The sequence below is a fragment of the Bartonella sp. HY038 genome (assembly GCF_014117425.1).
Taxonomy (GTDB): Bacteria; Pseudomonadota; Alphaproteobacteria; order Rhizobiales; family Rhizobiaceae; genus HY038.
In genome coordinates, this window is the sequence record NZ_CP059725.1 from 216,503 (window position 1) to 241,396 (window position 24,894).

Below are 24,894 nucleotides of genomic sequence, written 5' to 3' on the forward strand. Positions count from 1 at the left end.
CATTTAATCTTGATGCCGGCTCTTCATCAAATTTTCAACCACATCAATCATATCCATCGTCCCAGCCGTATACCAATCGCCAAGAAGTGCTAGTCCATAAAGCCGATGATTGGCAATTGCCTTATCAAAATAATGATTTAATGAATGGGGTTCAAGATTACCTCTATCCAATATTTGCGGATTAAGAATAATGCAACCGGGATAAATAACCGAATTATTAACAAAAGCAGGTGCGCGGCTAAGTCTACCATCATCATCGATTAAAAAATCGCCTCGCTCATTGCCTGGTGCGGTAAGGCGCGGCACAACCAACATCGCCATATCCATTTTGTCACTATCAAAAAAATCAGCTAGGCGTAAAATATTTGATTGGTTATAGTCAACCCAAAATGAATCCGAGTTCATAACGAAAAATGGTTCATCGCCTAGTAATGGCAATGCTTTGATAATGCCCCCAGCTGAATCAAGCAACTGTTCGCGTTCATCGGAAATGATGATGTCCATATCATCAAATTTTTGCTGTGCGATATAATCAGCAATTTTCTCGCCAAGATAATGAATATTGACAACGACTTTTTTAATGCCAGCATTTTGCAATATCTGCAAATTGCGCAATAGCATCGGTTTGCCACATATTTCTACCAAGGGTTTTGGTGTAGTAAGCGTCAATGGCCGCATACGTGTACCAAGCCCCGCCGCCAATATCATTGCTGTTTCAATTTTCATGACATGTTCCGGTAAATTTTTAAGCGCATATATCTAATGAAAATTTTTGGTGTGAATTTTCAATTTTATTAAAGTGCTATTTCATTTTATTTTTTTGCATAGATTATTTTAAACCCTTGTTGCTCAAGGCGCTTTTCAACAACGCTAAATTTTTCACTGAGCAATTTTTCATAAGGTAATTGTTTATTGGCAACCAGCATTAACTGCCCTTTAGGCTTTAACGCTTCAAAGGCGCGTGCAATAAAATTCTGCCCAATGCTACTATCGCTAGCCCGTCCTTCATGAAATGGCGGATTACTAATAATCCAATCATAAGAAATTTCAGGCTTTTCAGTTAATAAGTCATACCAATAATAATTGACATTGCGTGATTCAGCTTGTGCAGCAATATTGCCTTTGGCAGCCTCCAAAGCATCCAAATCAGCTTCAAATAAATCAAGCTGTGAAATCTTTGGGAATTTTTCTAACAATTTAGCTGCAATGAAACCCCAGCCTGCGCCAAAATCAGCTACATCACCTTTGACATCATTTTCTATGGTGTTTATTAGCAATTGTGAGCCAGGGTCAATGCGCCCATGGGAAAACATACCGGGCATTGTCATAAATTGGTCATCAAAAGTAATGGATTGTATATGGGTTGTTTCGATCTTGTCCAATGATAGCGTATCGGGACAGGTAAACCAAAAACATTGACCATGATATTTGGCTAGATTTCCCTCAATATCATATAATTGGCTAACCCATTTGCGCATTGATTGTACGCCAAGATTTTTGTCGCCGCAAATGATGATTTTACCTTGCGGCTTAACCACTTGAAGCAATTGTAAAAAATACTGTTGGTTGCGCCCCTTATGCTTGGACAGCATTAAAAAACCACCATCATAAATTTTGCCATCTAGCAGCTCGCTTTGGCAGTTAAAGCCGCTATGTTTTAATCTTAAATAGCTTGGACGCCATGTTTGAATATTATCTAAATGGTTCTGCCATTCTGTCGGTGGGCACTGATCAAAACCAAAACTAATATAGGATGTGTTTGGTTCTAAGTGAAGGGCATCATTTTCAAATGGTAAAAAGGGTAATAGATTGTTGCTTTGTACCATTGTAAATTAACCTTTTTGATGTGTTAATGACGCTTTACCAATAACTTGGTCGATTATTAGCTCTTTGTGTTGCATCTATAAGGCTAAAACAACGATAAAGAAAGCTTAAAGCGCTAAATAAGGCGTAACGTCTTGCTTTATTGCAATTAATCGCTTGTTGAGAGGATAAGCTCCCTTAAACGACCTTTGTTTAAAGGAGCTTATCACATAATTGCTTATTTATTTTTTGGCAAAGCCGGTTTGACGTAATCTGGCATAGGATTAACAAATTCATGGCCATTAAGACGCTTTTTAAGGTCGGCTTTCATATCAGCAATTTGCTCAGGATTGCGGAAAATTTCTAAAGCTGTCGCCGCCATTGCTTTTGCGGCATGGGCCATGCCCTTATGGGCAACGGGTAATTTTCCTTGTGCGGTCATTTGCCATGAGTGCAATTGTGTACCAATAGCGCAAGTTGCACCGCGCATTTGAACCGTTGGTACAACCCAACTAACGCTGCCAACATCGGTTGAGCCAATAAAGCCTCTTTCACCTGCATAAGGCTTGAAAATTTCTTCACAAAGACTTTGGTCGGCTTTATAGGGCACGCCATAGCGTTGGAATGATTCTTCAATATCTTGCGCGCTAAATGTTTTTTGAAATTCTTTGGCTGTTGCACGATCTTGCTCGTCAAAAATCGGTGGTCCAAGACGCTCCAATTCTCGTTGCATAATAGCTTCAAGCGGTGTATTGCCAATAAGATTGGCTTCACCACTGGCAATTTCTTGCGACATTTCAGTTTCGGTCATAAGGGCGGCACCTTGTGCAATTTTAATTACCCGCTCAACCAATTCATAAACTTCTGGCAAGGTTAAGGCGCGAATTAAATAGCGCACGCTAGCATAGGCTTGCACCACATTAGGTGCAACGCCGCCAGTATTGGTAACTGCATAATGAATACGTGCAGATGATGGCATATGCTCGCGCATATAATTAACGCCAACATTCATCAATTCAACTGCGTCAAGCGCTGAACGGCCAAGGTGAGGGGAGGCCGCCGCATGAGCCGAGCGGCCTTTGAAAGAAAAGATAATTTCCATACAAGCAAGCGAGATGGGGTCGGTTAAACCGGCAAATGGTCCTGGGTGCCAGCAAATAGCAACGTCAACATCATCAAAAAGACCCTCACGCACCATGAAACCTTTGCCCGAGCCACCTTCTTCAGCGGGGCAACCATAATAGCGAATACGCCCTTTTAGGCCATTTTTTTGTAGCCAGTCTTTGACTGCTGCTGCCGCTAATATCGAACCAGAGCCAAGAAGATTATGGCCACAGCCATGGCCGTTGGTACCATTATCTGCCCGCTTTTCTTCAGCAAGGCCAGCAACCTGCCCAAGATCCGGTAAAGCATCATATTCGCCAAGGATTGCGATAACAGGTCCATCTTCGCCCGCTTCACCTGTAACGGCGGTTGGTAATCCTGCAACGCCACGCTTAACTTTAAAGCCCTCAGCGTGGAGCATTGCTTCATGAGCGTCACAGGCAACAAACTCATTAAAGTTCAATTCTGGATGATCCCAGACCGTGTCACTAAGCCCAAAAAAAGCTTCTTCTTTAGATTCAACAATATCCCATACATCAAGAGAATTCTTGCTCATTCTATACTCCTAAATTCCTTGCCCTAAAGCCTTTTTATAAAAGCCGTATAGTGGGCTTAGAACACTATAATTTAAGTTGAGGTAGTTGTTTCAAGGTTGATCTTAAGGGGTTACATCAACACCAAACCATTTAATGCCTAATTCTTTTACAACACCTTCTTTAATGGCTTGCGCAATGGCTTGATTAAACATTGCCTGTAGCTCTGGCGAGTTCTTCCTAAGTCCGATGCCTGCGCCTTCACCCAAAATTCCGCCCTTATAAAAAGGGCCAACCATGATTAATTCTTCAAAACCAGGCTTTTTTTGTAAAACACGAAAATAGCTTTGTGCCGCAATAAGGGCATCAACCCGGCCAGAGCGTAAATCAAGATCATGTTGCTCGGTCAATTTATATTCGCGGATGGTTGCAACATCTTTGAAATAAGCAGCGGCTAAAGACTGGGCTAGTGATGCTGTCTGCACACCAATAACATGCCCTTTTAGCGCAGCTTTTACATCATTCATGGTTTGATCAATAGTAGCTTTATCACCATCTAGGGATAGGTTTTCGCCATCATGGGGTAGCTTTGCAAGTGGGCTATTCTTCATGGTTGCAAATACTTGTGGACCAGCCATGTAAGAAGCAGTAAAATCAACAACTTCCGCTCTTTTCGGTGTGTTGGTGAGGCCAGACATGATGACATCAAATTTTCCAGCATTAAGAGCGGGAATGATGCTATCAAATGGTTGCACAACATAAGAGCATTTAACTTGCATTTTTTCACAAAGATAACGCGCAAGTTCAATTTCAAAGCCATCTAATGTGCCGTCAGGCTTAGTAAAATTATAGGGATAGAAGGAAGCTTCTGTGCCGATTTTTACTTCGGTAATGGGTTTGTTCTGAGCATGGGCAATTATGCTCACCATGCTCAAAAATAAACTCGAAATTATTATAATTATTTGTTTCATTGTGTTCCCCTATTTGCAACTTATGGCGTTACATCAAAACCAAACCATTTTTCTGATAAGCGTTTGATTGTGCCATCAGCTTTAGCTTCATCAATTGCTTTATTAAACATTGCTTGTAGTTGTGGCGAATTTTTGCGCATGCCAACACCAGCACCTTGCCCAAGAAGTCCACCTTTATAATATGGTCCAACAAGTACTAAATCTTCATAACCAGGCTTGGTCTTAAGGTCGTTAAAATAGCCTAATGAAGCAACGATCATATCAACGCGGCCAGCTTTAAGGTCAAGATCATGCTGTTGTGTCGTTTTATATTCACGAATTTCGCTGCTATCCTTGTAATAGGCATCAAGTAAGGAAAGACCTAATGACGCGGTTTGTACGCCGATAACACGGCCTTTAACGGCAGCCTTGATGTCTTCTATGGCTTTTTCGGCGTTTTCTTTATCGCTTGCCAATTGCAAAGTTTCGCCTTGATGGGGCAAAGGATCTAAAGGACTGCCCTTAAGGGTTGCAAAAACCTGTGGAGTTAAACTATAAGATTGTGAAAAATCAATGGTTTCACGCCGTTTTGCTGTATTGGTAAGGCCGGACATGATGACATCAAATTTTCCTGCATTAAGCGCGGGTATCATACTGTCAAAGGGTTGAATAACAAAGGTGCACTCCACCTTCATTTTTTCACATAAGGCATTGCCAAGGTCAATTTCATAGCCATCTAGGCTGCCATCTGGCTTGGTAAAATTGAAAGGACGAAATGCGCCTTCAGTACCAATACGGATAGATGTAATTGGCTTTTCTTGTGCCTGTGCAAATGACCCATTAAAAGAAATAGCTGCAACAATTGCGAGTAATGCGGTTTTTAATTTCATAAAATATGCCTTTCTAAAACATTTTTGAGTAAAAGCTCAATTAGCTTTTAGATTGAAAAATGCGATAAAACAAAGAATTTAGAGCGCCTCACTGTTTGAAGTGAAAGTGATTTAGTCATGGTTACGCTGATGCTCATGGTTAATAAATTGGCGAAAACGTTCCGATTTCGAATTTTTGAAAACGTCTGCTGGATGTCCGTCTTCCTCGATATGACCTTTTTCTAAAAACAAAACACGATTTGAAACATCGCGGGCAAAACCCATTTCGTGGGTAACCACCAACATGGTGCGGCCTTCTTCGGCAAGGCTACGCATCACGCGCAACACTTCACCAACAAGTTCTGGGTCAAGGGCGGATGTTGGCTCATCAAACAACATGACTTTGGGGCGCATAGCAAGTGCACGGGCAATAGCTGCGCGCTGTTGTTGCCCACCCGATAAGTGCGAAGGGTAATTATTGCGCTTGTCGGCAATGCCAACTTTTTCAAGCAGGGCTTCTGCTTCGGCTATACAGTCCTTACGATCACGCTTTTGAACATAAATTGGTGCCTCAATCACATTTTCTAAAATAGTGCGGTGGCTCCATAGGTTGAAACTTTGAAATACCATGCCAAGCTCAGAGCGAATATGCTCGACCTGTTTACGGCTTGCAGGCCCATAATTTTTCTTGCCCGGATGCTTCATTTTAATTGGTTCACCAGCAACAATTATTTCACCGGCAGAAGGGGTTTCAAGAAAATTAATGCAGCGCAACAGCGTTGATTTGCCTGAACCTGATGAGCCTAAAATAGAAATGACATCCCCTTCCATCGCTTTAAATGAAATGCCTTTTAATACTTCATGATTGCCAAATGTTTTGCGAAGTTCACGCACTTCCAATGCCGGCATTGTATTGGCGTCATTTGTATTCATATTATCGGCAATGGTCATGAATTTAATACTTTCAATTCTATTTCGACCGGTGGTCGTTGATGAGCATTTAGACGGTATTCGATCATTGCGACACACCGTGTTAGAATAAAGTTTATTGCAAGATATATTGCGCCAGCAATGATGAAAACATCAACCGCGCGATAAGTTTCTGCAATGATTTTACCTGCAATACCAGTAATTTCAAGCAAGGTAATTGCAGATGCTAGTGAGGTTGTTTTGACCATGAGAATAATTTCATTGCCATAAGCAGGAAGTGCCTGCCTTATTGCTAAGGGTAAAACCACCCGTCTAAAGCAGGTAAATCGTGACATGCCACAGGCAAAAGCTGCTTCAACTTGGTTTTCTGACACAGAGCGTAAACCTCCGCGAATAATTTCAGAACCGTAAGCTGCATGGTTGAGCATAAGAGCTATAATTGCGCACCAATAAGGTTCACGTAAAATTGGCCATAAAAACGAATATCGGATTGTGGGAAATTGACTTAATCCATAATAAATAATGAAAATTTGTACAAGAAAAGGTGTCCCGCGGAAAATGAAAATATAAAACCGTGCGGTCCAGTCAAGAAACCATAGGCCTGATAGACGCATACCTGCTAGCAATAAAGCAAAAAACATGCCTAAAAATACCGACCATGCCGCAAGTTGCAAGGTAAGTGGTGCGCCCGATAGGATTTGAAAAAAAGAATCGATGTAAAAATTATCGCTCATCGTGAACGCCTCATGCCACGGGAAAAAATGCGTTCAGATATTTGTAATGCACTGCCCGAAACTGTCGAAATTAAAAGATAAATGGCAGCAGCTATTATATAAAACTGGAAGTGTAAGCCCGTATTGCCCGCACCAAATTTAGCTTGTTGCATCAAATCGATAATACCAACAATAGAGACCAAGGCTGATTCTTTAAGGGCAACCTGCCAAACATTGCCAAAACCTGGTAGCGCATAGCGAAAAGCCAAAGGGGCAATAATTCGGCGAAATTTAATCCAAAGGCTCATTCCACTTGCGGTTGCGGCTTCAATTTCACCTGATGGAATTGCTTTATACGCGCCGCGAAAGACTTCAGTGTGAAGCGCGCCTGAACAAATGGCAATAGCAAGGACGCCGGCTAAAAATCCCGGAAAACCTATAAAACCCTCTGATCCAAAATAACGCCCAATAGCGGTGACAGCACTGCTGCCGCCAAAATAAAATAGGTAGATCACTAGAAGATCGGGGATACCACGAATAACGGTTGTATAGGTTTCGGCGATGATACGCAAAATGCGACCACCTGACAATTTTGCCCAAGCTGCCAAAATTCCGATCACTGCACCAAGAAAAAAACCACAAATGGCAAGAGCAATAGTTAACAAAGCACCTAATAATAGCACTTTGCCCCAGCCTTCAGGGCCAAAGCCGATAATATTTATAAAACTGGCAGCGTCCATATACTAATCCGAAATTTGACAACAATATGAAATTTTAGTTACGCACTTTGTCATTAACAAATGAAAAAAGCAAATTTGTTCCTCATATTTCGCCCTGTTATGACAGGTTTTTCAACAAATCATCATATTTAGAATGTGTTTCACTTAATCAATGCAGACCCTTGCAGTTGTAGCGGGGTCTCATGGCGTATAGCTTGGCGGAAAAATGAACATGCTATTTGTTTCATCAGCAATAAGAACCAGTGAAAAACTAATTTCTAACCTCAGTATTTTCTAGCTTCGTCCTAGGTTTATTATATTTTACCTTTTGAATGCAAATTTATAACCTCTCTAGTTATAGCAATAATAGGAGAGGAACTCATGGCTGAACAAAAGCGGGTTATTGATACGCTTGTCATTGGTGGAGGACAGGCAGGAATTGCAGCAAGTGAACATTTAAGCAATAATCATATTGAGCATATCGTACTTGAAAAAAATCGCATTGCCGAAGCTTGGCGCACCGGACGCTGGGATTCATTGGTTGCCAATGGTCCTGCTTGGCATGATAGTTTTCCTAATATGGAATTTAAGGGTGGCGATCCCGATGCTTTTATCCCCAAGGATGATATTGCCCAATATATGGAAGATTATGCCAGCCAAATTAACGCACCAATTGAAACAGGTGTTGAAGTCACCCGTGTCATGCCCAATGAGGGACGCTATGGTTATACTGTACAGACTACCAATGGCGTTATTGAAGCGAAAAATATTGTTATCGCAACCGGGCCTTTTCAAAAGCCAATTATTCCAGCTATTGCCCCACTTGGCTCTGATCTTTATCAAATTCACTCTGCCGACTATTATAATCCGCAACAATTACCTGAAGGTGCGGTATTGGTGGTTGGCGCTGGCTCGTCTGGTGTGCAAATTGCCGATGAATTGCAAAGAGCGGGCAAAAAAGTATATCTTTCAATTGGCGCCCATGATCGCCCACCGCGTTCCTATCGTAACCGTGATTTTTGCTGGTGGCTTGGCGTTTTAGGGCTTTGGGATGCCCCTGCTAATGCGCCGGGTAAAGAACATGTAACCATTGCAGTAAGTGGCGCGCGCGGCGGTCATACGGTAGATTTTCGTAATCTTGCCCAGCAAGGGATTACTTTGGTTGGCTTAACGAAATCCTTTGCTGATGGTGAAGTGTTTTTTGCGGATAATCTTAATGAAAATATCCGCCTTGGTGATGAAAACTATTTGGCTTTGCTTGATGCTGCCGATGCTTATATCAAAGCCAATGGTCTTGATTTACCCCAAGAGCCGCAAGCAAGGCAATTTTTGCCCAATCCCCCAGAGATGGATGAACCTATCTTATCGCTAAATCTTAAAGAGGCAGGTATTACCTCAATTATCTGGGCAACGGGCTATGGAATTGATTATAGTTGGGTAGAGATTGACGAATTTCAAGGACAACAACGCCCCAAACATCAACGTGGTGTTTCTAATTATGAAGGCATTTATTTCCTTGGCCTACCATGGTTATCGCGGCGCGGATCATCTTTTATCTGGGGTGTTTGGCATGACGCCAAATTTGTTGCCGATCATATTGCTAACCGAAAAAAATATACGCAATATAGGGATAAGAGCCAACGAGCTTAATGCCTTTAACCATAGCAATAAAGCATTTTTGCAAAAATAAAAAAATCTTTAAATGTTATTTTCCAATTTGTTAGGAGCATTAAATGCCAACTCACACCCGTATTCGTATGTTTAATACTAAGGAAACTTACCCAAATCAAAACTTGGATAATGATTTATGTCAAGCAGTTCGTGCCGGCAATACTGTTTATGTGCGTGGGCAAGTTGGGACTGATTTTGATGGCAATCTTATAGGCTTGGGTGATCCACGCGCTCAAGCCGAGCAAGCAATGAAAAATATCAAACAATTGCTAGAAGAAGCAGGTAGTGATTTATCGCATATTGTTAAAACAACAACCTATATTATTGATCCTCGTTATCGGGAGCCTGTTTATCAAGAAGTTGGTAAATGGCTTAAAGGTGTGTTTCCCATTTCAACGGGTCTTGTTGTTTCTGGTCTTGCGCAACCCCAATGGTTGGTGGAAATTGACGTAATTGCCGTTATTCCTGATGAAAGTGCTAGTTAAGGAGCGATCATGACTTTTTCAATTACAGCACGCTGCGCACAAACGGGTCAGCTTGGCATTGCTTTGAGCTCTTCAAGCATTGCAGTTGGCGCACGCTGTCCTTGGCTTCAAGCAAAAATTGGCGCGGTTTCCAGCCAAAATATCACTTTGCCTTCTTTGGGGCTGCGCGGTCTTATCTTTTTAAAAAATGGCGATACCGTTAATGTTGCTTTGCAAAAAGCCTTAGCCGAAGATCCTTTTGCCGATTATCGTCAAGTTGCAATGATTGATGCTGAAGGGCAAACCGCGTCTTTTAGCGGTAAGCAAACCTTGGGTATTTTTCATGTGGTGAGTGGCAATAATTGTATCGGTGCTGGCAATATGTTGGCAAATACTGCAGTTATTGATGCCATGGTGCAAGCATTTGAAAACAGCGATGGGTTACTGGCTGGACGTTTGATAAAGGCCTTGCAAGCAGCGATAATTGCAGGGGGAGAGGCTGGTCCCGTGCATTCTGCAGCCGTTAAAGTTGTTGGTGAGCAAGCTTGGCCGATGGTGGATTTAAGAGTGGATTGGCATGATGATGCGCCAATTAGCGCGCTTCAAAAACTTTGGCTGGATTATGCACCTCAAATGGATGCCTATATGGTTCGTGCGCTTGATCCAAGGCAAGCACCAAGTTATGGAGTTCCGGGGGATGAATGAAAATGTCAAGGCGATATTGGCGCAGCTTGTTGCTTTTGATACAACTAGCTATAAATCCAATCTTGATCTTATTCATTACATCAAGGAATTATTACAATCTCATGGCTTAGAGCCAAAGCTTATTCATGATGCGAGTGGCAAAAAGGCTAATCTTTATGCCTGTTTACCGGCACAAACAAAAGGCGGTATCATATTGTCGGGGCATACCGATGTCGTGCCAGTCGATGGGCAAACATGGACATTTGCGCCATTTGAATTGACAGAGCAGGATGGCCGCTATTATGGGCGCGGCACCACCGACATGAAAGGTTTTATTGCCTGTGTGTTAGCGTCATTACCATTGTTTTTAAGCGCAGATCTGAAAATGCCCCTGCATCTTGCTTTTTCATATGATGAAGAAGTTGGGTGTCTTGGTGTTGGTCATCTTATTGATCAGTTAAAGTTAATGGATGATAAGCCAGATTTTTGTATCATCGGTGAACCAACTCAAATGCAAGCGATTTATGGGCATAAGGGTAAAGTTGCTATGCGTTGCCAAATCCAAGGACATGCTTGCCATTCTGCTTATGCGCCACAAGGGGTGAATGCTATTGAATATGCTGCTAAAATGATGAATAAAATCATTTCGGTTGCTGATGGCTTAAAGACAACGCAAGACAAAAATTTTGATCCACCTTTTAGCACGATGCAGGTGGGGGTAATCCGTGGTGGTAGCGCACTTAATATTGTACCACAATTATGTGAATTTGATTTTGAAATTCGTCATTTGCCAAATAGTAAGCCAGATATTGCATTAACTGAAATTGCAAATTACGCATCGGATATTTTATTGCCAGAAATGCAGGCAGTCCATCAGGCAACACATATTGAATTTAGTCAATTAAGCCGCTATCCTGGGCTTTTAACCGATGTAAAATTGCCTTTTGCACAAAAATTGGCAAAATGGAGTGACAGCAAGGATTTTTCAACTGTGGCATTTGGAACAGAGGGTGGATTATTTCAAGATGCTGGCATTACCACATTGGTTTGCGGTCCCGGTAATATGGAGCAGGGGCATAAGCCAGACGAATTTATTGCTATTGAACAATTAGAAAAATGTCAAACCATGCTTACCAAATTGCATCAATGGCTGAAAGCTTAGGTTTTTATGTTCGTATTTTTCCCAATAATGTAGCAATCAAACATTTATGCCTTGCTGCTAAGATTATGGAAGTGGGGGATATAAAACAAATTTTTTAGCAGCTTGGCTTTTTCCAGTAAGGTGGCATTGCGTTAAATTAAAATTTTAGGATTGAAGTTAATAAGGCGCATCCATTCCAGGGATAACCTCATTAGAAATCATTTTATAACAATGATCATAAAATAATTGTACGAGTCGTGTTTTTTTTGTGCCAGCCAACGCAATAAGACCGATATTCATTGGTTTTAAGCCTTTTTCAAGTGGAATATGAATGAGTTTGCGTCCGTCCATGGAAATATGAGAGCGTGGACGCACATTGGCAAGAGTATAACCATAACCATTGGCAGCCGTTGTTCGTAATACGTCTTGGTGGGGAGAGCGCATGGCAATATTGGGGTTAAGCCCTTGATTAAAGAACAATGATAAAAAATATTCAGTACTTACGGGTAAATCGAGCAGTAATAATGGCTCGCGTACTAGGTCAGACAATTGTAAAGATTTTGCAGTTGCTAATGGGTGGGTTTCACCCATTACGACATAAGGCGGTAATTCTGCCAGTTCAATAAATTCAAAGCCGTCAGGAATTAAAAGGTCATAACTGAGTGCTACGTCAATTTCGCCATTTTGTAGCTTTTGGAGAAGACCATGATGATCGCTAACAACATTATTTATAATGACTTCATCATATTGCGATGTAAAACTATAGGTAAGTTCGGTCATTACCATTGAGGCAAGGGTTACCATACAACCTAGTGTGAGTTGTCCGCGTGCGCCATTGGCTGTTTCAGAGGCAACAACATAAAGACTTTCTGCCTGCTCTAGCAATAATTTTGCCTGTATTAATAGGGTTTTGCCGGCTGGAGTCAGCGCTAGGCCTTGGGCATGGCGGCGAATAAAAAGCTGAACTTTTAATTCTTCTTCTAAGTTGGCAATAGCGGCAGAAATAGAAGGCTGCGATATATGAACCCGCTCTGCTGCAAGGGTGATGCTTCCAGTTTCTGCAGTTGCAATAAAATATTGAATTTGACGTAATGTATAACGCATTATCCCCCCAATAAGTTGTTATTTTGCATTTTTCTTGCAATAACTTCGCTTGATAAATATCAGCACCCGCAATTAAAAATGTTAAGCCGCCATTATGATTATGTCGAGTCCTTAAAAGTAAATGATTTTTGATTATGGATATTCTACTGGCTTATGCGCAGCTTTATCGCTTAGGTCGGTTGGTCTTTGGCTTTAATATCAGTGGTATTATTTTTTCTTTATACGCAATGCATTATAAGCTTGGCAATTTTCGCAAATCATATGGCGTTCTATATCATTTGAATTAAAATTGCTTTTTACATCCCAAACTTTTAAATTTTGCTTTTGACATTTGGGGCATAAAACCATCGCATCTTTGTTTTGACTAATAACTATCCCTGCTTGTATCCATCGATTAGATATATGCCTTTCAAGCATCATAACTCACCTTATAAAATAAGCCTTTTTTTGTATTATTAAGCCGCGTTGATAGAGTTATATGAAACCCTATTGTTATGTATATTTCATAGCAGTGTGGGTTTTTCATTATGGTCTAATTTTTATAAATTTGTATTGATATTTAGACAATAAAAAGCCCGCATAAAGCGGGCTTTTCTATAAGTTTTTTAAAACACTATGCGGCTGTCACAGCGTGATCAGTTAAAAGCGAATAAAGGGCTTGCGAATCGTGGCTATTGCGCAATTTATTGACCATGTCGCAATCGCGTAATAGGCGTGCAATCCGTGATAGTGCTTTCAAGTGATCCGCACCAGAACCTTCTGGAGCAAGAAGAAGAAAAACAAGATCAACAGGTTGATCGTCAAGCGCTTCAAAATCAACCGGATTTTGCAATCGTGCAAAAACACCGACAATTTTATCAATGTCTGGCAATTTACCATGGGGAATAGCAATACCATTACCCACAGCTGTTGAACCAAGTTTTTCACGTTGCAAAATTGTGTCGAATATATCGCGCTCCGGTAAACCGGTTAATTCTGCAGCTCTTTCGGCCATAATCTGTAAAAGCTGTTTCTTAGAACTCGCTTTTAACGCCGGAATAATAGCTTCCGGCGCTATCAGATCACTTAAACCCATCATATTTGCTTCCCTTCAGTCAGCATAGCTACTGGTTAAAGTATAATTTGCACCATATAGGGCTAAATTTAATTACTTCCAGTATGTTTTACATTTGATGGATCAATCCAACCAATATTGCCATCGGCACGGCGATAAACAATATTAACTTTTTCACTTCCCGCATTGCGGAAAACAAGGACCGGATTATCCATCAAATCAAGTTCAATAACGGCATCTGCAACCGATAATAGGCGCAGCGCCATGGATGTTTCAGCAACAATTGTTGGTGCATAATCTTCTGGAAAATCGTCCTCTTCATCAGGGACAGGTTCCATAACCCGATAAGCAACATCAGCAAAAGCCTGACTGGTAGACTCGTTCTTGTGGGACTTGATGCGGCGCTTATAACGGCGTAGGCGCTTTTCAATGCGTTCAGCAGCGGCGTCAAATGCGCCTTGCGGATCCATTGCGTCACCGGTGGTTTGCAATACCGCACCAGTGCTTAAATGTAATACGCAATCGGCAGAATATTTTGCCCCTGACTTTGTTACAGTTATATGCCCTGTAGTGCCATCAGCAAAATATTTAGAGATTGCATCATTGATGCGCTCTTCAATTCGGGTGCGGAAAGCATCACCGATATCCATATGCTGTCCTGAGATGCGTAGCGACATTGTGAACCTCGTTTATTATTTGTTACAAGACCAATGTAGCCCTAACCGATGAATAGCGCAAATACTATCCGCATCTTCCACAAACAACTTGATTTGAGCACCAGTTTTGCGGGGTTCTAGTCACAAATTATGTAAATGTCAATCGTCGAATTTAGGCTTTTGTGGACAAAATTCGTGCTTTTTTCTCACGCCGACGTGCAACAGAAGATGGAATATTCATTGCTTCGCGGTATTTGGCAACGGTTCGCCGTGCAATATCCATGCCCTCTTTTTTTAGTAAATCAACCAAATTATCATCGGATAATATAGCATTGGCCGGTTCGTCTTGGATTAATTGCCTGATGCGGTGGCGCACAGATTCTGATGAATGCGCTTCACTGCCATCTGCGGCGGCAATCGCCGTGGTGAAGAAAAAGCGCAAATCAAGCGTGCCGCGTGGTGTTGCAACATATTTATTGGTGGTAACTCGGCTGATGGTTGATTCATGAATACCAATTTTTTCAGCTAAAGCAGTCATGCTTAATGGCTTTAAATGACTAATGCCGTGGCGCAAGAAGCCCTGTTGTTGGCGCACGATCTCGCTTACCACTAGCAAAAGCGTATTCGCACGCTGGTCTAATGCTTTTAACAACCAATTGGCGCTTTGTAATGCATTGCTTAAAAACTCTTGATCGGTTTTGTCACGGCAAACAATATTGCTGTAATTTTCATTGATTAAAATTTTGGGTAATAGATGTGGGTTAAGTTCAACTCGAAAATCATCGCCACTATGCGTAATAAAAACATCCGGCACTATGATATCAGTGGGGCTTGAGCTAAAGGCAAGCCCCGGTTTTGGATCAAGCGCGCGAATTTCTCCAAGCATGTCGATTAAGTCTTCTTCATCAACCCCGCAAATCCGCTTTAATTTAACAAAATCTCGTTTGGCAAGATCTTCTAAATGGATAAGAAGCTTTGCCATTGCTGGATCATAGCGATTTTTGTCTTTAAGTTGTAGGGCAAGACAGCCGGCTAAATCCTTCGCAAAAATACCAATAGGATCAAATCCTTGCAGGCGATTTAAGACATTTTCTATTCTCGCAATTGATTGATTAAGCCGCAAGGCGGTTTCTTCTAGATCTCCAATGAAATAACCTGATTCGTCAATCTGATCGGCAAGATCACGGGCAATAAAGCGATCAACCGAATCATGAAAACTATAAAGAATTTGTTCATCAATATGGGCGCGAAGGCTAATCGGTGCACTGATAAATTGTGCAAAATCGTCAATATTACTGTTTGCACTATCTTTTAAGCGAAAATCTGCCCTTATATCGGGCTGTTTTGGATCTTCGATTCTGGGAGCGCTATCATAGATATTATCGTTAATAACTGCACTATCGGTGGCGATATGTTCACTTTGACTAAAGGCTGATTTTTGCAATTCCTCAGTGGTGAGGCTTGGTGTTTCATCACTATTTGGGCGAGTATCTTTAATATCATTATCGTTTTTATTGACAAGATCAAGCAATGGGTTGCGTTCAATTTCCTCGTTAATAAAACGTTCAAGCTCAATACCGGTCATTGCCAATAATTTAATTGACTGCACCAATTGCGATGTCATCACTAGCTGTTGGGAGTGCCGCAAATGTAATTCTGCTGATAAAGCCATTTACCTCCTCCCTTCGCTGCAAAATATTGACCAGTTTTTAATAATCCAAGTCTTTTAAAACCTAAAAAGGTCTTTTCATAAAGCTTTTTTTATTCTTTTCTTGATTTGTTGTTTATTTTTTGGCTTTCCCAAGGTCTTTTGCCATTATTATAAATAAAAAAGCCCCGAACTTTATTCAGGGCTTTCATAATCGCAATTTAAAAACAGCTTTTATGCATTGGCTGCAGCAAGCTTCTCGCGGTCTGCTTTGCGCATGCGTTCAGATGCTGATTTTAATTGACCGCAGGCAGCAAGAATATCACGGCCACGAGGCGTGCGGATAGGTGATGCATAACCGGCACGATTAACAATATCGGCAAAAAGTTCGATCTGTTCCCAATCTGAACATTGATAATTGGTGCCAGGCCATGGATTGAATGGAATAAGATTAATCTTTGCTGGGATGCCTTGCAATAATTTAACCAAGCGCTTTGCATCCTCAACGCCGTCATTAACATCTTTGAGCATCACATATTCAAAGGTAATACGCCGTGCATTGGAAAGGCCGGGATAATTACGACAGGCTTCCATTAATTGCTCTAGTGGATATTTTTTATTGATTGGCACAAGCAAGTCACGCAAGTCATCGCGCACTGCATGGAGCGATATGGCAAGCATTACACCTATTTCATCACCGGTGCGATAAATTTCTGGCACAACACCCGACGTTGATAGGGTTATACGGCGTTTAGATAGAGAAATTCCTTCGCCATCGGATGCAATCAGTAAAGCTTTTTTGACGCTTTCAAAATTATAAAGCGGCTCACCCATACCCATCATGACGATGTTGGAAATTTTACGCCCTTCTTCAGGTACAATCGCGCCATCAGGCGTATCCTTATCTGGAAAATCACCAAGCTTGTCACGGGCAACCAATAATTGCGCCAAAATTTCTTCCGAGGTTAAATTACGCACCATGCGCTGTGTGCCAGTGTGGCAAAATGAGCAAGTAAGGGTGCAGCCAACTTGACTTGAAATACAAAGCGTACCGCGCCCTTCTTCAGGTATATAAACGGTTTCAATCTCAACAGGCCGCCCCGCACCGCGCGGTGGGAAACGCAATAACCACTTGCGTGTACCATCGCTTGAAATTTGCTCGGTTACAATTTCTGGGCGTGCTATTGTAAAGTTTTGTGCAAGCTTTTGCCGCAATTCTTTAGAAATATTAAACATATCATCAAAAGACGAAACACCACGTACATAAAGCCAATGCCATAATTGCCCAACGCGCATACGTGTTTGACGTGCAGGAACACCGATTTTTTCAAGCGCTTGCGCCATTTCTTCGCGGCTCATGCCAATAAGGGCTGGCAGGGCTTCACTCATGCCGACAAGTGGGGGTGCTTTGTGACATGCACCAACAGGGGCTAAATCATAAGAAATGCTCATTAATAGGCTCGATTATCTAAAGGCTTTATGGTTGGTTTCATTATGGCACTTATTCATTGCACAAAGACGTAAGGAGTTTTCAATTTTTAAATTGAAATGTTTAATCCATATTATCCAGATAGGCCACCCTTGTGATTGCTCATTTTAAGCATCATTAGTCAAGTTAAGGCAAATAAGTGCAAATATCTCTATTCCATAGATGAAAATCTATATCTCATTAAAGGAGGCTTATATCATAAAAATTCTAAAAGGTCACGTTTTTTATAATAGTGATAAATGAGCCAGTTTTATTAACATGCAATATGGAACTTATAACTAAGATGTTGGCCATCTATTTTGTAAATTGCAAGATGTCTTAAAGTGAAAAACCCATGTGAAGGCACATGGGTTTATGAGTTTAATAGGCTTATAAATTCAAAATAAAACCATTAAATCAAAAGAATAGCTAATGTTTAATGTTTTATACCGTTTAGTGAGCCATTAATTAAAGCAAATTATTTGCAGTTTTTCATGGAGTTTAATGCAGCGGTAATGCCTTTAAGCGAGTAAGTATACGTTGTATTGGTACCGCGTGCTGATACCGCCTTCACCACCATAGTCGTACCCGAACGCAATGCTGCGATTAATTTTGTTTCGTTTTGCGGCGATTCAATCCAAGCCGATTTTTCTTTGGTGAAAAGTGTGAAGCTACCTTTACCATCAATCGTCACCGTAACATTGGCGCGCAAATTGTAACCGGCCATGAATTGCGGTTCAAAACTTGTCGATCCATCTGGACGCTTGGAAATAAGAAAGAAATTATCGCCATGATTGACACTTGATGGCTCTTGTTTCGTAGGTGCCGACAAGACATAGCAAACGGTACCTGTTCCAGCTTTATAGGAGTAAGCGCCCCAGTAATCAAACTGATTTAACCGTGTTGGGCTCTGTGCCATGGCGGCAGTTGCCAAACCAATGGTCAATCCAATGGTCATGATTGACGCTGCAACAAAAGTTTTTCCAAACATCATTATACCAGCTCACTTTTTTGTTTCATTTTTGTTTATCTTTAGTCTTTTGGTTTTAGTGCATTAACAGCTACATCATAAATTTCCAAAATGACTATTACTCAAATAATTTTTGTCTTTTAATTGTTTAAGCCCAAATTAGCAAATAGCAATTTAATGGCAAATTCTATAAAACAAATCAATAATGGCTTAAATAGGGTTACTAAAAAGTGAATAAGTGTATATTTTTCTGCTTAATATGCACTTTTTTTCACGTTTTTTGCTTCCAATGCCTCATCAGCTAGGTCAAAATGCTGCTCATTGATATAAGGTTTAATAGTTGCAAGGGCCGCAGCTAATACAGTTATATCATCGCTAAAGCCAATAATTGCCAAAAAATCAGGGATGATATCAATAGGCATAACAAAATAAGCAAGGGCTGCAAATAGCGTTGCCTTGACATGTTTTGGAGTGGCTGGATCAAAAGCACAATAATATGCAGCAATGAGTTCACGGGTAAATGGAATATATTGTGCTGCTTTTTTGAACGTAGACCAAAATAGTCTCTTAACACGTGTGGCACGGGTTTGTTGCTGGCGTTCACTACCTGCAGCTAAAATTTTACCCAATTGTTTTTCATCCAATACAATCGTCCTATAATTAAAAAGTTCAAGCAACCATTTTAAAATTGGTTTACGCTTATTTATGCGAATATTATCGTTTAAATAGGGATTAAATGCGGCGTTTTCCAATTAACTGCTAAAAAATTAACCATTTCTAATTTTATTGATTATATTGATAATGCGTGCTTTTGATCTATTATAAATTTCAAATGAAACATGAATGATGATATTTTGATATATTTTGTGGTCTCAACCGCTATATTCAACAAAATATATTGATTAATTGAGCTAGTTTAGAAGATTATTATCCTGGCCGCATAAAAGCGCCTAAATCATTGTTCTATTATAGAACAAAAGTTTTATAAAATGGACAGTTAGCGCTTTTTCATTACCCATACATCATATGCTTATGAGGTATGGGTTTGAAAATATAAGCTTCATTCAATCTGGCTAACGGGTTCACCCTATAGTTATATTGAAACATAAGACAGATGAACGTTAAAAGCCTGCTTCGGATTTAAGAGATGAGTATTTATCTGCCCATTGCTGAAATGTCTTTAAATATGCTGGTGTTAATTGGCATGGGAGCAGTTGTCGGTTTTTTATCTGGTCTTTTTGGCGTTGGCGGTGGCTTTTTGATTACGCCACTATTAATTTTTTATAATATTCCGCCAGCAATTGCCGTTGGTACAGGTGCCAATCAAGTTATTGCTTCATCGGTTACTGGCGCATTGTCGCATTTCAAACGCCGTACTCTTGATATAAAGATGGGTACATTTTTAGTTGTCGGTGGTTTGGTTGGCTCGGCAATCGGTATTGAGCTGTTTTCACTCTTGCGACGTATTGGTCAACTTGACCTTATTATCTCGTTGCTCTACGTGGTTTTACTTGGTGGCATTGGCATATTAATGACCATTGAAAGCGTGCGCTCAATGCGTCGTGCGCGTGGTGGCATGTCGCCAACAGTCCGCCGCCCTGGACATCAAGGTTGGATTCACCGCCTGCCATTTAAAATGCGTTTTAAAGCGTCAAAAATCTATGTCAGTGTGATTCCTGTTTTAGGTATTGGTTTTGTTATTGGTATTTTGTCATCCGTGATGGGTGTTGGCGGTGGCTTTATTATGGTTCCAGCTTTAATTTACCTTTTGCGAGTACCAACCAATGTCGTTGTTGGAACATCGCTTTTTCAAATCACTTTTGTCACCGCCTTTACCACTGTTTTGCAATCAATCACCAACCAATCGGTTGACGTGATTTTGGCATTTTTGCTGATGCTTGGCGGTGTTGTCGGTGCGCAATATGGCACCAAAGCTGGTCGCAAGTTAAAGGCCGAGCAGTTACGTCTTTTATTGGCTTTATTGGTATTGATTATGGCGCTTTGGCTAGCATTCCAGCTATTTATTCGCCCAAGTGAGCTCTTTAGCTTAACTATTGTGACGGGGTAGGTAATGAAAAATCTGTTTCCCTATCTTTTAAACAAAATAGCTGTTTGTGTTTTAGCAACAATGGTAGTTGCTGCCAATGCCCAAGCGCAGGATGCTACACCAACAGCGCCAGTTGCGACCCAAATACCCGAGCAGGTACAAATTATTGTCACCACTGATACCATCACTATTGGCACAAACTTTACCGGTACTGATCTTTATATTGCTGGCGTTGTGCAGCATGCCGACCCCTTGGTTGCGCGCCAAAATCGCTATAATATTATTGTGACCCTTGAAGGCCCCTCACGTGAAATGACCATGCGGCAAAAAAAACGCCGCCTAGGCGTTTGGGTTAATGCCGATGCGCTCACCTTTAAGTCTGTACCACTTTATTATAATCTTGGTGCAACAAGTGAGTTACGGGATATTACCGCGCCGCAAACCTATCGTGATCTTGGTTTGTCTATTGATTATATGCCCTTGCAGTCAGATAGTTTGGACCAGGAAAAAGTTCACCAATTTCGTGAACAGCTCATTGCTTTGAAGAAAAAACAACATCTATATACGGAAAATCCGGGAACAGTTATGCTTGATCCGTCTTCATTGTTTAAGGCGCGTTTTGAATTGCCTGCTAATTTGCCAGTTGGTAATTATCAAATCAAAGCGTATTTATTCCGCGATGGCGCCTATGTTAGCCATGCTGAAACCCGTATGGATATTATGAAAGCGCATTTTGCCTATTCTATCTATCATTTGGCTCATGCCCATGCTTGGCTATATGGCTTATTGGCGGTTTTTATAGCAATTTTTACCGGTTTTGCAGGACGTTTCATCTTGCGCAAGGATTAAAAAGGCAATTAGCATAAGCATTGGTTTTAGAAAAAGCGGTAAGGATTATGCGATCCTTACCGCTTTTGAAACTCAATGGCGATCAGCTTGTTGTTTTTTCCATAGGGCCTTTAATTGATATAATTCGTCTAAAGCTTCACGGGGCGATAAATTATCAGGGTTAAGGCTTTTAAACGCTTCGTCAAAAGCAGAATCAATGCTTGATTTTTCTTCATGCTTTAAAGCCACCGAAAACAGTGGCAAATCATCAATAAGCTTATTGGCTTTGCCAGAAATTTCACCATCTTCCAATTGCTTTAAAACATCACGCGCGCGGTTTACTACCTGTTTAGGTAGGCCGGCAAGCTTGGCAACTTGTACCCCGTAAGAGCGGTCGGCCGCACCTTCACCCACTTCATGCAAGAAAATAACATCGCCTTTCCATTCGCGCACTTTCATGGTGTGGTTGCTCAAACGTGGCAGTTTTTCGGTTAAAGCGGTCATTTCGTGAAAATGGGTGGCAAATAGCGCACGGCAATGATTAACTTCATGCAAATATTCAACACTTGCCCAAGCAATAGAAAGACCATCAAAGGTTGAAGTACCCCGGCCAATTTCATCAAGTATGACCAAAGCGCGTTCACCTGCTTGATTTAAAATAGCAGCTGTTTCGACCATTTCCACCATAAAGGTTGAGCGGCCACGGGCAAGATCATCAGACGCGCCAACACGGCTAAATAAGCGATCAACAGTACCAATATGGGCAGAGCCTGCCGGCACAAAAGAACCCATTTGCGCCATAATCGCAATAAGAGCATTTTGCCGCAAAAAGGTAGATTTACCACCCATATTGGGGCCAGTGAGCAACCAGATTTCACCAAATTGCGCATTTTTATGCGGAGATAGATTGCAATCATTGGCAACAAAGGGATCACTTGCTTGTTTGCGCAAAGCTTGCTCAACAACGGGATGGCGGCCAGCAACAATATTAAAAGCAAGACTGTCATCAATTTGTGGGCGGCAATAGCCTTGTTCATCGGCCAAAATAGCAAGGCTGCTGGTAACATCAAATAAGCTTAAAGCATTGGCACCATTGCGTAAAAGGTCGGCTACTGCAATAACTTCATTTTCGAGTTGACTAAAAATATCAAGTTCTATGGTCAAAGCTTTATCGGCTGCATTGGCAATGCGGCTTTCAAGGTCTGCAAGTTCAGTTGTGGTAAAGCGCATGGCATTGGCCATGGTTTGGCGGTGAATAAAGCGGGCTTTAGCGTCAGCACCTTCGGTCATTGCGCCAGATTGGTTGACGGTTACCTCGATAAAATAACCCAAAATATTATTGTGCTTGATTTTTAAGGTCTTAATGCCTGTTTCATCCATATAACGCGCTTGTAAGGCTGCAATAACTCGGCGCGACTCATCACGTAATGCGCGCATTTCATCAAGCTCTTGATGGTAGCTTGTGCGTACAAAACCACCATCGCGTTTTAACAAGGGCAGTTCATCGGCTAAGGCGCGTTCTAAATGAGCGTAAAGTGGAAGGGGTAAGGTTTTTAAGGCTTCTAAAGCTTGCGCCAATTCAATAGGTAATAAAGTATTTTCTAGCATTTCCGTTAGCGAAAAGGCGGCGGACATTGCATTTAAAATTGCGGCAAAATCGCGTGGACCGCCGCGCTCAACCCCAAGGCGTGATACAGCGCGCGGCATATCAGCTATGCCTTTTAAAATTGCTCTTATGCCATCACAAATTTGCGCATTACCAAGGAAAAAAGCCACTGCATCTAATCTTTGATTTATGACATTGGGATTGGTAAGAGGGGTCATTAAACGTTCAGCTAACAACCTTGCTCCGCCATTGGTTACCGTGCGGTCAATGGCTCTTAATAAGCTGCCATTGCGATCCCCCGATAAAGTGCGGCTTAATTCAAGGTTTAGACGCGTTGCTGGGTCAATAAAAAGGCTGCAGCCTTCAAACTCACGCTCCGGCCGCATCAAGGGTGGACGTTCGCTAATTTGGGTTTTTTCAATATAAGCAATAGCACCGCAGATAGCAATTAATTCGGGCTTAGTAAAATTGGCAAAACCGCTTAAGGTTGCCACTTTAAAATAATTGCAAATTCGAGCTTCGGCAGTTGCACTATCAAATAGGCTTTGTGGTTGTGTTGTAACACTGCGCCCTAAAATATCAAAAACGGGCCGTAAGGATTGGTCGTGGAATAGCTCATCACTGACCAAAATTTCCTTAGGGTCAATGCGCATAATATCGCCCAAAAGTCGTTCAAGACTGCTTTCAATGACTTTGAAAACACCGGTTGAAATATCAATCCATGCCAAAGCAAAGCCATGGTCGCCTTGTCCTTTAACCCGCCCCAAAGCCATAAGATAATTGGCCGATGATGGATCAAGCAATTTTTCTTCGGTGAGTGTTCCTGGTGTTACAAGACGAACAACGTCGCGCTTCACCACCGATTTTGCACCGCGCTTTTTAGCTTCTGCAGGGTTTTCAATCTGCTCGCATACGGCAACGCGGTAGCCTGCAGTAATCAGGCGTTGCAAATAATCATCTGCGGTATGAACAGGCACACCGCACATGGGAATGTCTTCACCAAGATGCTTACCGCGTTTTGTGAGCGTTATGCCAAGCGCACGCGAAGCATCAACTGCATCATCAAAAAATAATTCGTAAAAATCACCCATACGATAAAACAACATGTAATCGCTATGGGCCGCCTTGATTTCGATATATTGTTCCATCATTGGCGTTGGGCGATCAACTACAGGCGTTACGGGCTTATTGTCAGTGGCGCTTGGTTGCAAGGCTTGTGTTCCAGTCGTTCTTAAGCGATGATTAAAAATTGGCAATTATCATCATGTCACCATAAGCAATGGCACATTGATAAAATGCATATTGCGTCAATGATCAAAAATTGCAACGCTTACTACGCATTATTACACATGATAATGCGCCATTCCTTCAATGCAAACTTTCACTCAAAACTCAACTAAAATTTCAAGCTGAATTTATTTTTGATGGAATTAAAGCGCTTTTATTTGCGATACATTCCATGAAGTATCATTTTGCTGGCAGGCTTTGCCTTGATAAATCATAATGCCGTTGAAGGATTCGCGCGTAGTTTTAAATGAGCGACATTGGCTGCCATTTTCAACAAAACTGTCAAGGATAGACATGGTTCCGCGGCTACCTGTTGCGTCATTTTTCCAGTTAACGATTGAGGAATCAGGCTGCGCTGCTATTTGTTCACGCATGACTTTTTCGTCGCCGCCTAAATCAACCTTGGGTAAATTTACGCTATTTCCACCAATTGATCCGGTAATAATGCTGTTATCAGGCATGATTTGCGGTGTTTTGGGTTGCACAACAACGCAAGCTTGCAGGCACGACCCTAGCACTAATAGGCTAGAACCAAGCATTATGGGGCGAAAATAACAAGAAAATGCGTTTTTAAATTTAATCATCAAAAGCTTTCCGGTACTTTATAAACAAAGGTTTTGATGTAACCAATGCTTGAACTCTTTA

General features: G+C 41.4%; 24 protein-coding genes. 6 read left to right on the plus strand and 18 right to left on the minus strand.

Annotated features, from left to right (window positions below):
* Positions 1 to 3: 3 nt before the first annotated feature.
* The 8 genes from H3299_RS00800 to H3299_RS00835 form a co-directional block, all read right to left on the minus strand.
* Entirely contained in the window at positions 4 to 726 is a 723-nt protein-coding gene (locus H3299_RS00800; RefSeq protein WP_182418460.1) for a nucleotidyltransferase family protein, read from the minus strand.
* Positions 727 to 812: 86 nt separating this feature from the next.
* A complete protein-coding gene (locus tag H3299_RS00805) occupies positions 813 to 1,826 on the minus strand; it encodes a class I SAM-dependent methyltransferase (protein WP_182418461.1) in 1,014 nt (337 codons plus the stop codon).
* Positions 1,827 to 2,041: 215 nt separating this feature from the next.
* Positions 2,042 to 3,463, minus strand: a complete 1,422-nt coding sequence (locus H3299_RS00810) for a M20 family metallopeptidase (protein WP_182418462.1) — start codon at positions 3,461 to 3,463, stop codon at positions 2,042 to 2,044.
* Between the two features lie 102 nt (positions 3,464 to 3,565).
* Positions 3,566 to 4,411, minus strand: a complete 846-nt coding sequence (locus tag H3299_RS00815; protein WP_182418463.1) for a transporter substrate-binding domain-containing protein — start codon at positions 4,409 to 4,411, stop codon at positions 3,566 to 3,568.
* A 20-nt stretch (positions 4,412 to 4,431) separates the two neighbouring features.
* Complete coding sequence (locus H3299_RS00820; RefSeq protein ID WP_182418464.1) at positions 4,432 to 5,280, minus strand: transporter substrate-binding domain-containing protein; 849 nt, start codon at positions 5,278 to 5,280, stop codon at positions 4,432 to 4,434.
* Between the two features lie 111 nt (positions 5,281 to 5,391).
* On the minus strand, positions 5,392 to 6,210 hold the full coding sequence (locus H3299_RS00825; protein WP_305852523.1) for an ABC transporter ATP-binding protein: 819 nt from the start codon (positions 6,208 to 6,210) through the stop codon (positions 5,392 to 5,394).
* Positions 6,207 to 6,923, minus strand: coding sequence for an ABC transporter permease (locus tag H3299_RS00830; RefSeq protein WP_182418465.1), 717 nt, complete (start codon positions 6,921 to 6,923; stop codon positions 6,207 to 6,209). The genes H3299_RS00825 and H3299_RS00830 overlap by 4 nt, the downstream gene beginning before the upstream one ends.
* Complete coding sequence (locus H3299_RS00835; protein WP_182418466.1) at positions 6,920 to 7,642, minus strand: ABC transporter permease; 723 nt, start codon at positions 7,640 to 7,642, stop codon at positions 6,920 to 6,922. Before H3299_RS00835 ends, H3299_RS00830 begins: the two co-directional genes overlap by 4 nt.
* 360 nt (positions 7,643 to 8,002) lie before the next feature.
* Between H3299_RS00835 and H3299_RS00840 the strand changes: the two genes are divergently transcribed.
* The 4 genes from H3299_RS00840 (at position 8,003) to argE (ending at position 11,602) form a co-directional block, all read left to right on the plus strand.
* Positions 8,003 to 9,271: an NAD(P)/FAD-dependent oxidoreductase gene (locus H3299_RS00840; protein ID WP_182418467.1), complete on the plus strand. Its 1,269-nt coding sequence runs from the start codon at positions 8,003 to 8,005 to the stop codon at positions 9,269 to 9,271.
* An 83-nt stretch (positions 9,272 to 9,354) separates the two neighbouring features.
* On the plus strand, positions 9,355 to 9,777 hold the full coding sequence (locus tag H3299_RS00845) for a RidA family protein (RefSeq protein WP_182418468.1): 423 nt from the start codon (positions 9,355 to 9,357) through the stop codon (positions 9,775 to 9,777).
* Between the two features lie 9 nt (positions 9,778 to 9,786).
* A complete protein-coding gene (locus H3299_RS00850) occupies positions 9,787 to 10,461 on the plus strand; it encodes a DUF1028 domain-containing protein (protein WP_182418469.1) in 675 nt (224 codons plus the stop codon).
* A complete protein-coding gene (argE, locus tag H3299_RS00855; protein WP_182418470.1) occupies positions 10,454 to 11,602 on the plus strand; it encodes an acetylornithine deacetylase in 1,149 nt (382 codons plus the stop codon). The genes H3299_RS00850 and argE overlap by 8 nt, the downstream gene beginning before the upstream one ends.
* 156 nt (positions 11,603 to 11,758) lie before the next feature.
* Here argE and H3299_RS00860 read toward each other — a convergent pair whose 3' ends face one another.
* From H3299_RS00860 to H3299_RS00895, 8 genes are all read right to left on the minus strand, one after another.
* Positions 11,759 to 12,685 carry a LysR family transcriptional regulator gene (locus H3299_RS00860; protein WP_182418471.1) on the minus strand — a complete coding sequence of 309 codons (927 nt, stop codon included), beginning with the start codon at positions 12,683 to 12,685 and terminating at the stop codon, positions 11,759 to 11,761.
* Positions 12,686 to 12,892: 207 nt separating this feature from the next.
* Positions 12,893 to 13,105 (minus strand): hypothetical protein, encoded by a 213-nt coding sequence (locus H3299_RS00865; RefSeq protein ID WP_182418472.1) that lies wholly within the window; start codon positions 13,103 to 13,105, stop codon positions 12,893 to 12,895.
* A 193-nt stretch (positions 13,106 to 13,298) separates the two neighbouring features.
* Entirely contained in the window at positions 13,299 to 13,760 is a 462-nt protein-coding gene (gene ptsN / locus H3299_RS00870) for a PTS IIA-like nitrogen regulatory protein PtsN (RefSeq protein ID WP_182419577.1), read from the minus strand.
* A gap of 68 nt (positions 13,761 to 13,828) precedes the next feature.
* Positions 13,829 to 14,416, minus strand: coding sequence for a ribosome hibernation-promoting factor, HPF/YfiA family (hpf, locus tag H3299_RS00875; RefSeq protein WP_182418473.1), 588 nt, complete (start codon positions 14,414 to 14,416; stop codon positions 13,829 to 13,831).
* Positions 14,417 to 14,567: 151 nt separating this feature from the next.
* Positions 14,568 to 16,067 (minus strand): RNA polymerase factor sigma-54, encoded by a 1,500-nt coding sequence (rpoN, locus tag H3299_RS00880; protein WP_182418474.1) that lies wholly within the window; start codon positions 16,065 to 16,067, stop codon positions 14,568 to 14,570.
* 210 nt (positions 16,068 to 16,277) lie between these two features.
* The gene (rlmN, locus tag H3299_RS00885; RefSeq protein ID WP_182418475.1) at positions 16,278 to 17,495 is read right to left on the minus strand and encodes a 23S rRNA (adenine(2503)-C(2))-methyltransferase RlmN; all 1,218 of its coding nucleotides are present in this window, start codon (positions 17,493 to 17,495) and stop codon (positions 16,278 to 16,280) included.
* Between the two features lie 494 nt (positions 17,496 to 17,989).
* Positions 17,990 to 18,502 carry an invasion associated locus B family protein gene (locus H3299_RS00890; RefSeq protein ID WP_182419578.1) on the minus strand — a complete coding sequence of 171 codons (513 nt, stop codon included), beginning with the start codon at positions 18,500 to 18,502 and terminating at the stop codon, positions 17,990 to 17,992.
* A 233-nt stretch (positions 18,503 to 18,735) separates the two neighbouring features.
* Positions 18,736 to 19,125, minus strand: a complete 390-nt coding sequence (locus H3299_RS00895; RefSeq protein ID WP_182419579.1) for a YkvA family protein — start codon at positions 19,123 to 19,125, stop codon at positions 18,736 to 18,738.
* A gap of 503 nt (positions 19,126 to 19,628) precedes the next feature.
* Here H3299_RS00895 and H3299_RS00900 point away from each other — a divergent pair.
* On the plus strand, positions 19,629 to 20,549 hold the full coding sequence (locus H3299_RS00900; RefSeq protein ID WP_182418476.1) for a sulfite exporter TauE/SafE family protein: 921 nt from the start codon (positions 19,629 to 19,631) through the stop codon (positions 20,547 to 20,549).
* Between the two features lie 3 nt (positions 20,550 to 20,552).
* Positions 20,553 to 21,377, plus strand: coding sequence for a TIGR02186 family protein (locus H3299_RS00905; protein ID WP_246708100.1), 825 nt, complete (start codon positions 20,553 to 20,555; stop codon positions 21,375 to 21,377).
* Between the two features lie 72 nt (positions 21,378 to 21,449).
* Here the strand turns inward: H3299_RS00905 and mutS are convergent, their stop codons facing one another.
* Both mutS and H3299_RS00915 read right to left on the minus strand, forming a co-directional pair.
* A complete protein-coding gene (mutS, locus tag H3299_RS00910) occupies positions 21,450 to 24,173 on the minus strand; it encodes a DNA mismatch repair protein MutS (RefSeq protein WP_371739853.1) in 2,724 nt (907 codons plus the stop codon).
* Positions 24,174 to 24,392: 219 nt separating this feature from the next.
* The gene (locus H3299_RS00915) at positions 24,393 to 24,833 is read right to left on the minus strand and encodes an RT0821/Lpp0805 family surface protein (RefSeq protein WP_182418477.1); all 441 of its coding nucleotides are present in this window, start codon (positions 24,831 to 24,833) and stop codon (positions 24,393 to 24,395) included.
* Between the last annotated feature and the right edge of the window lie 61 nt (positions 24,834 to 24,894).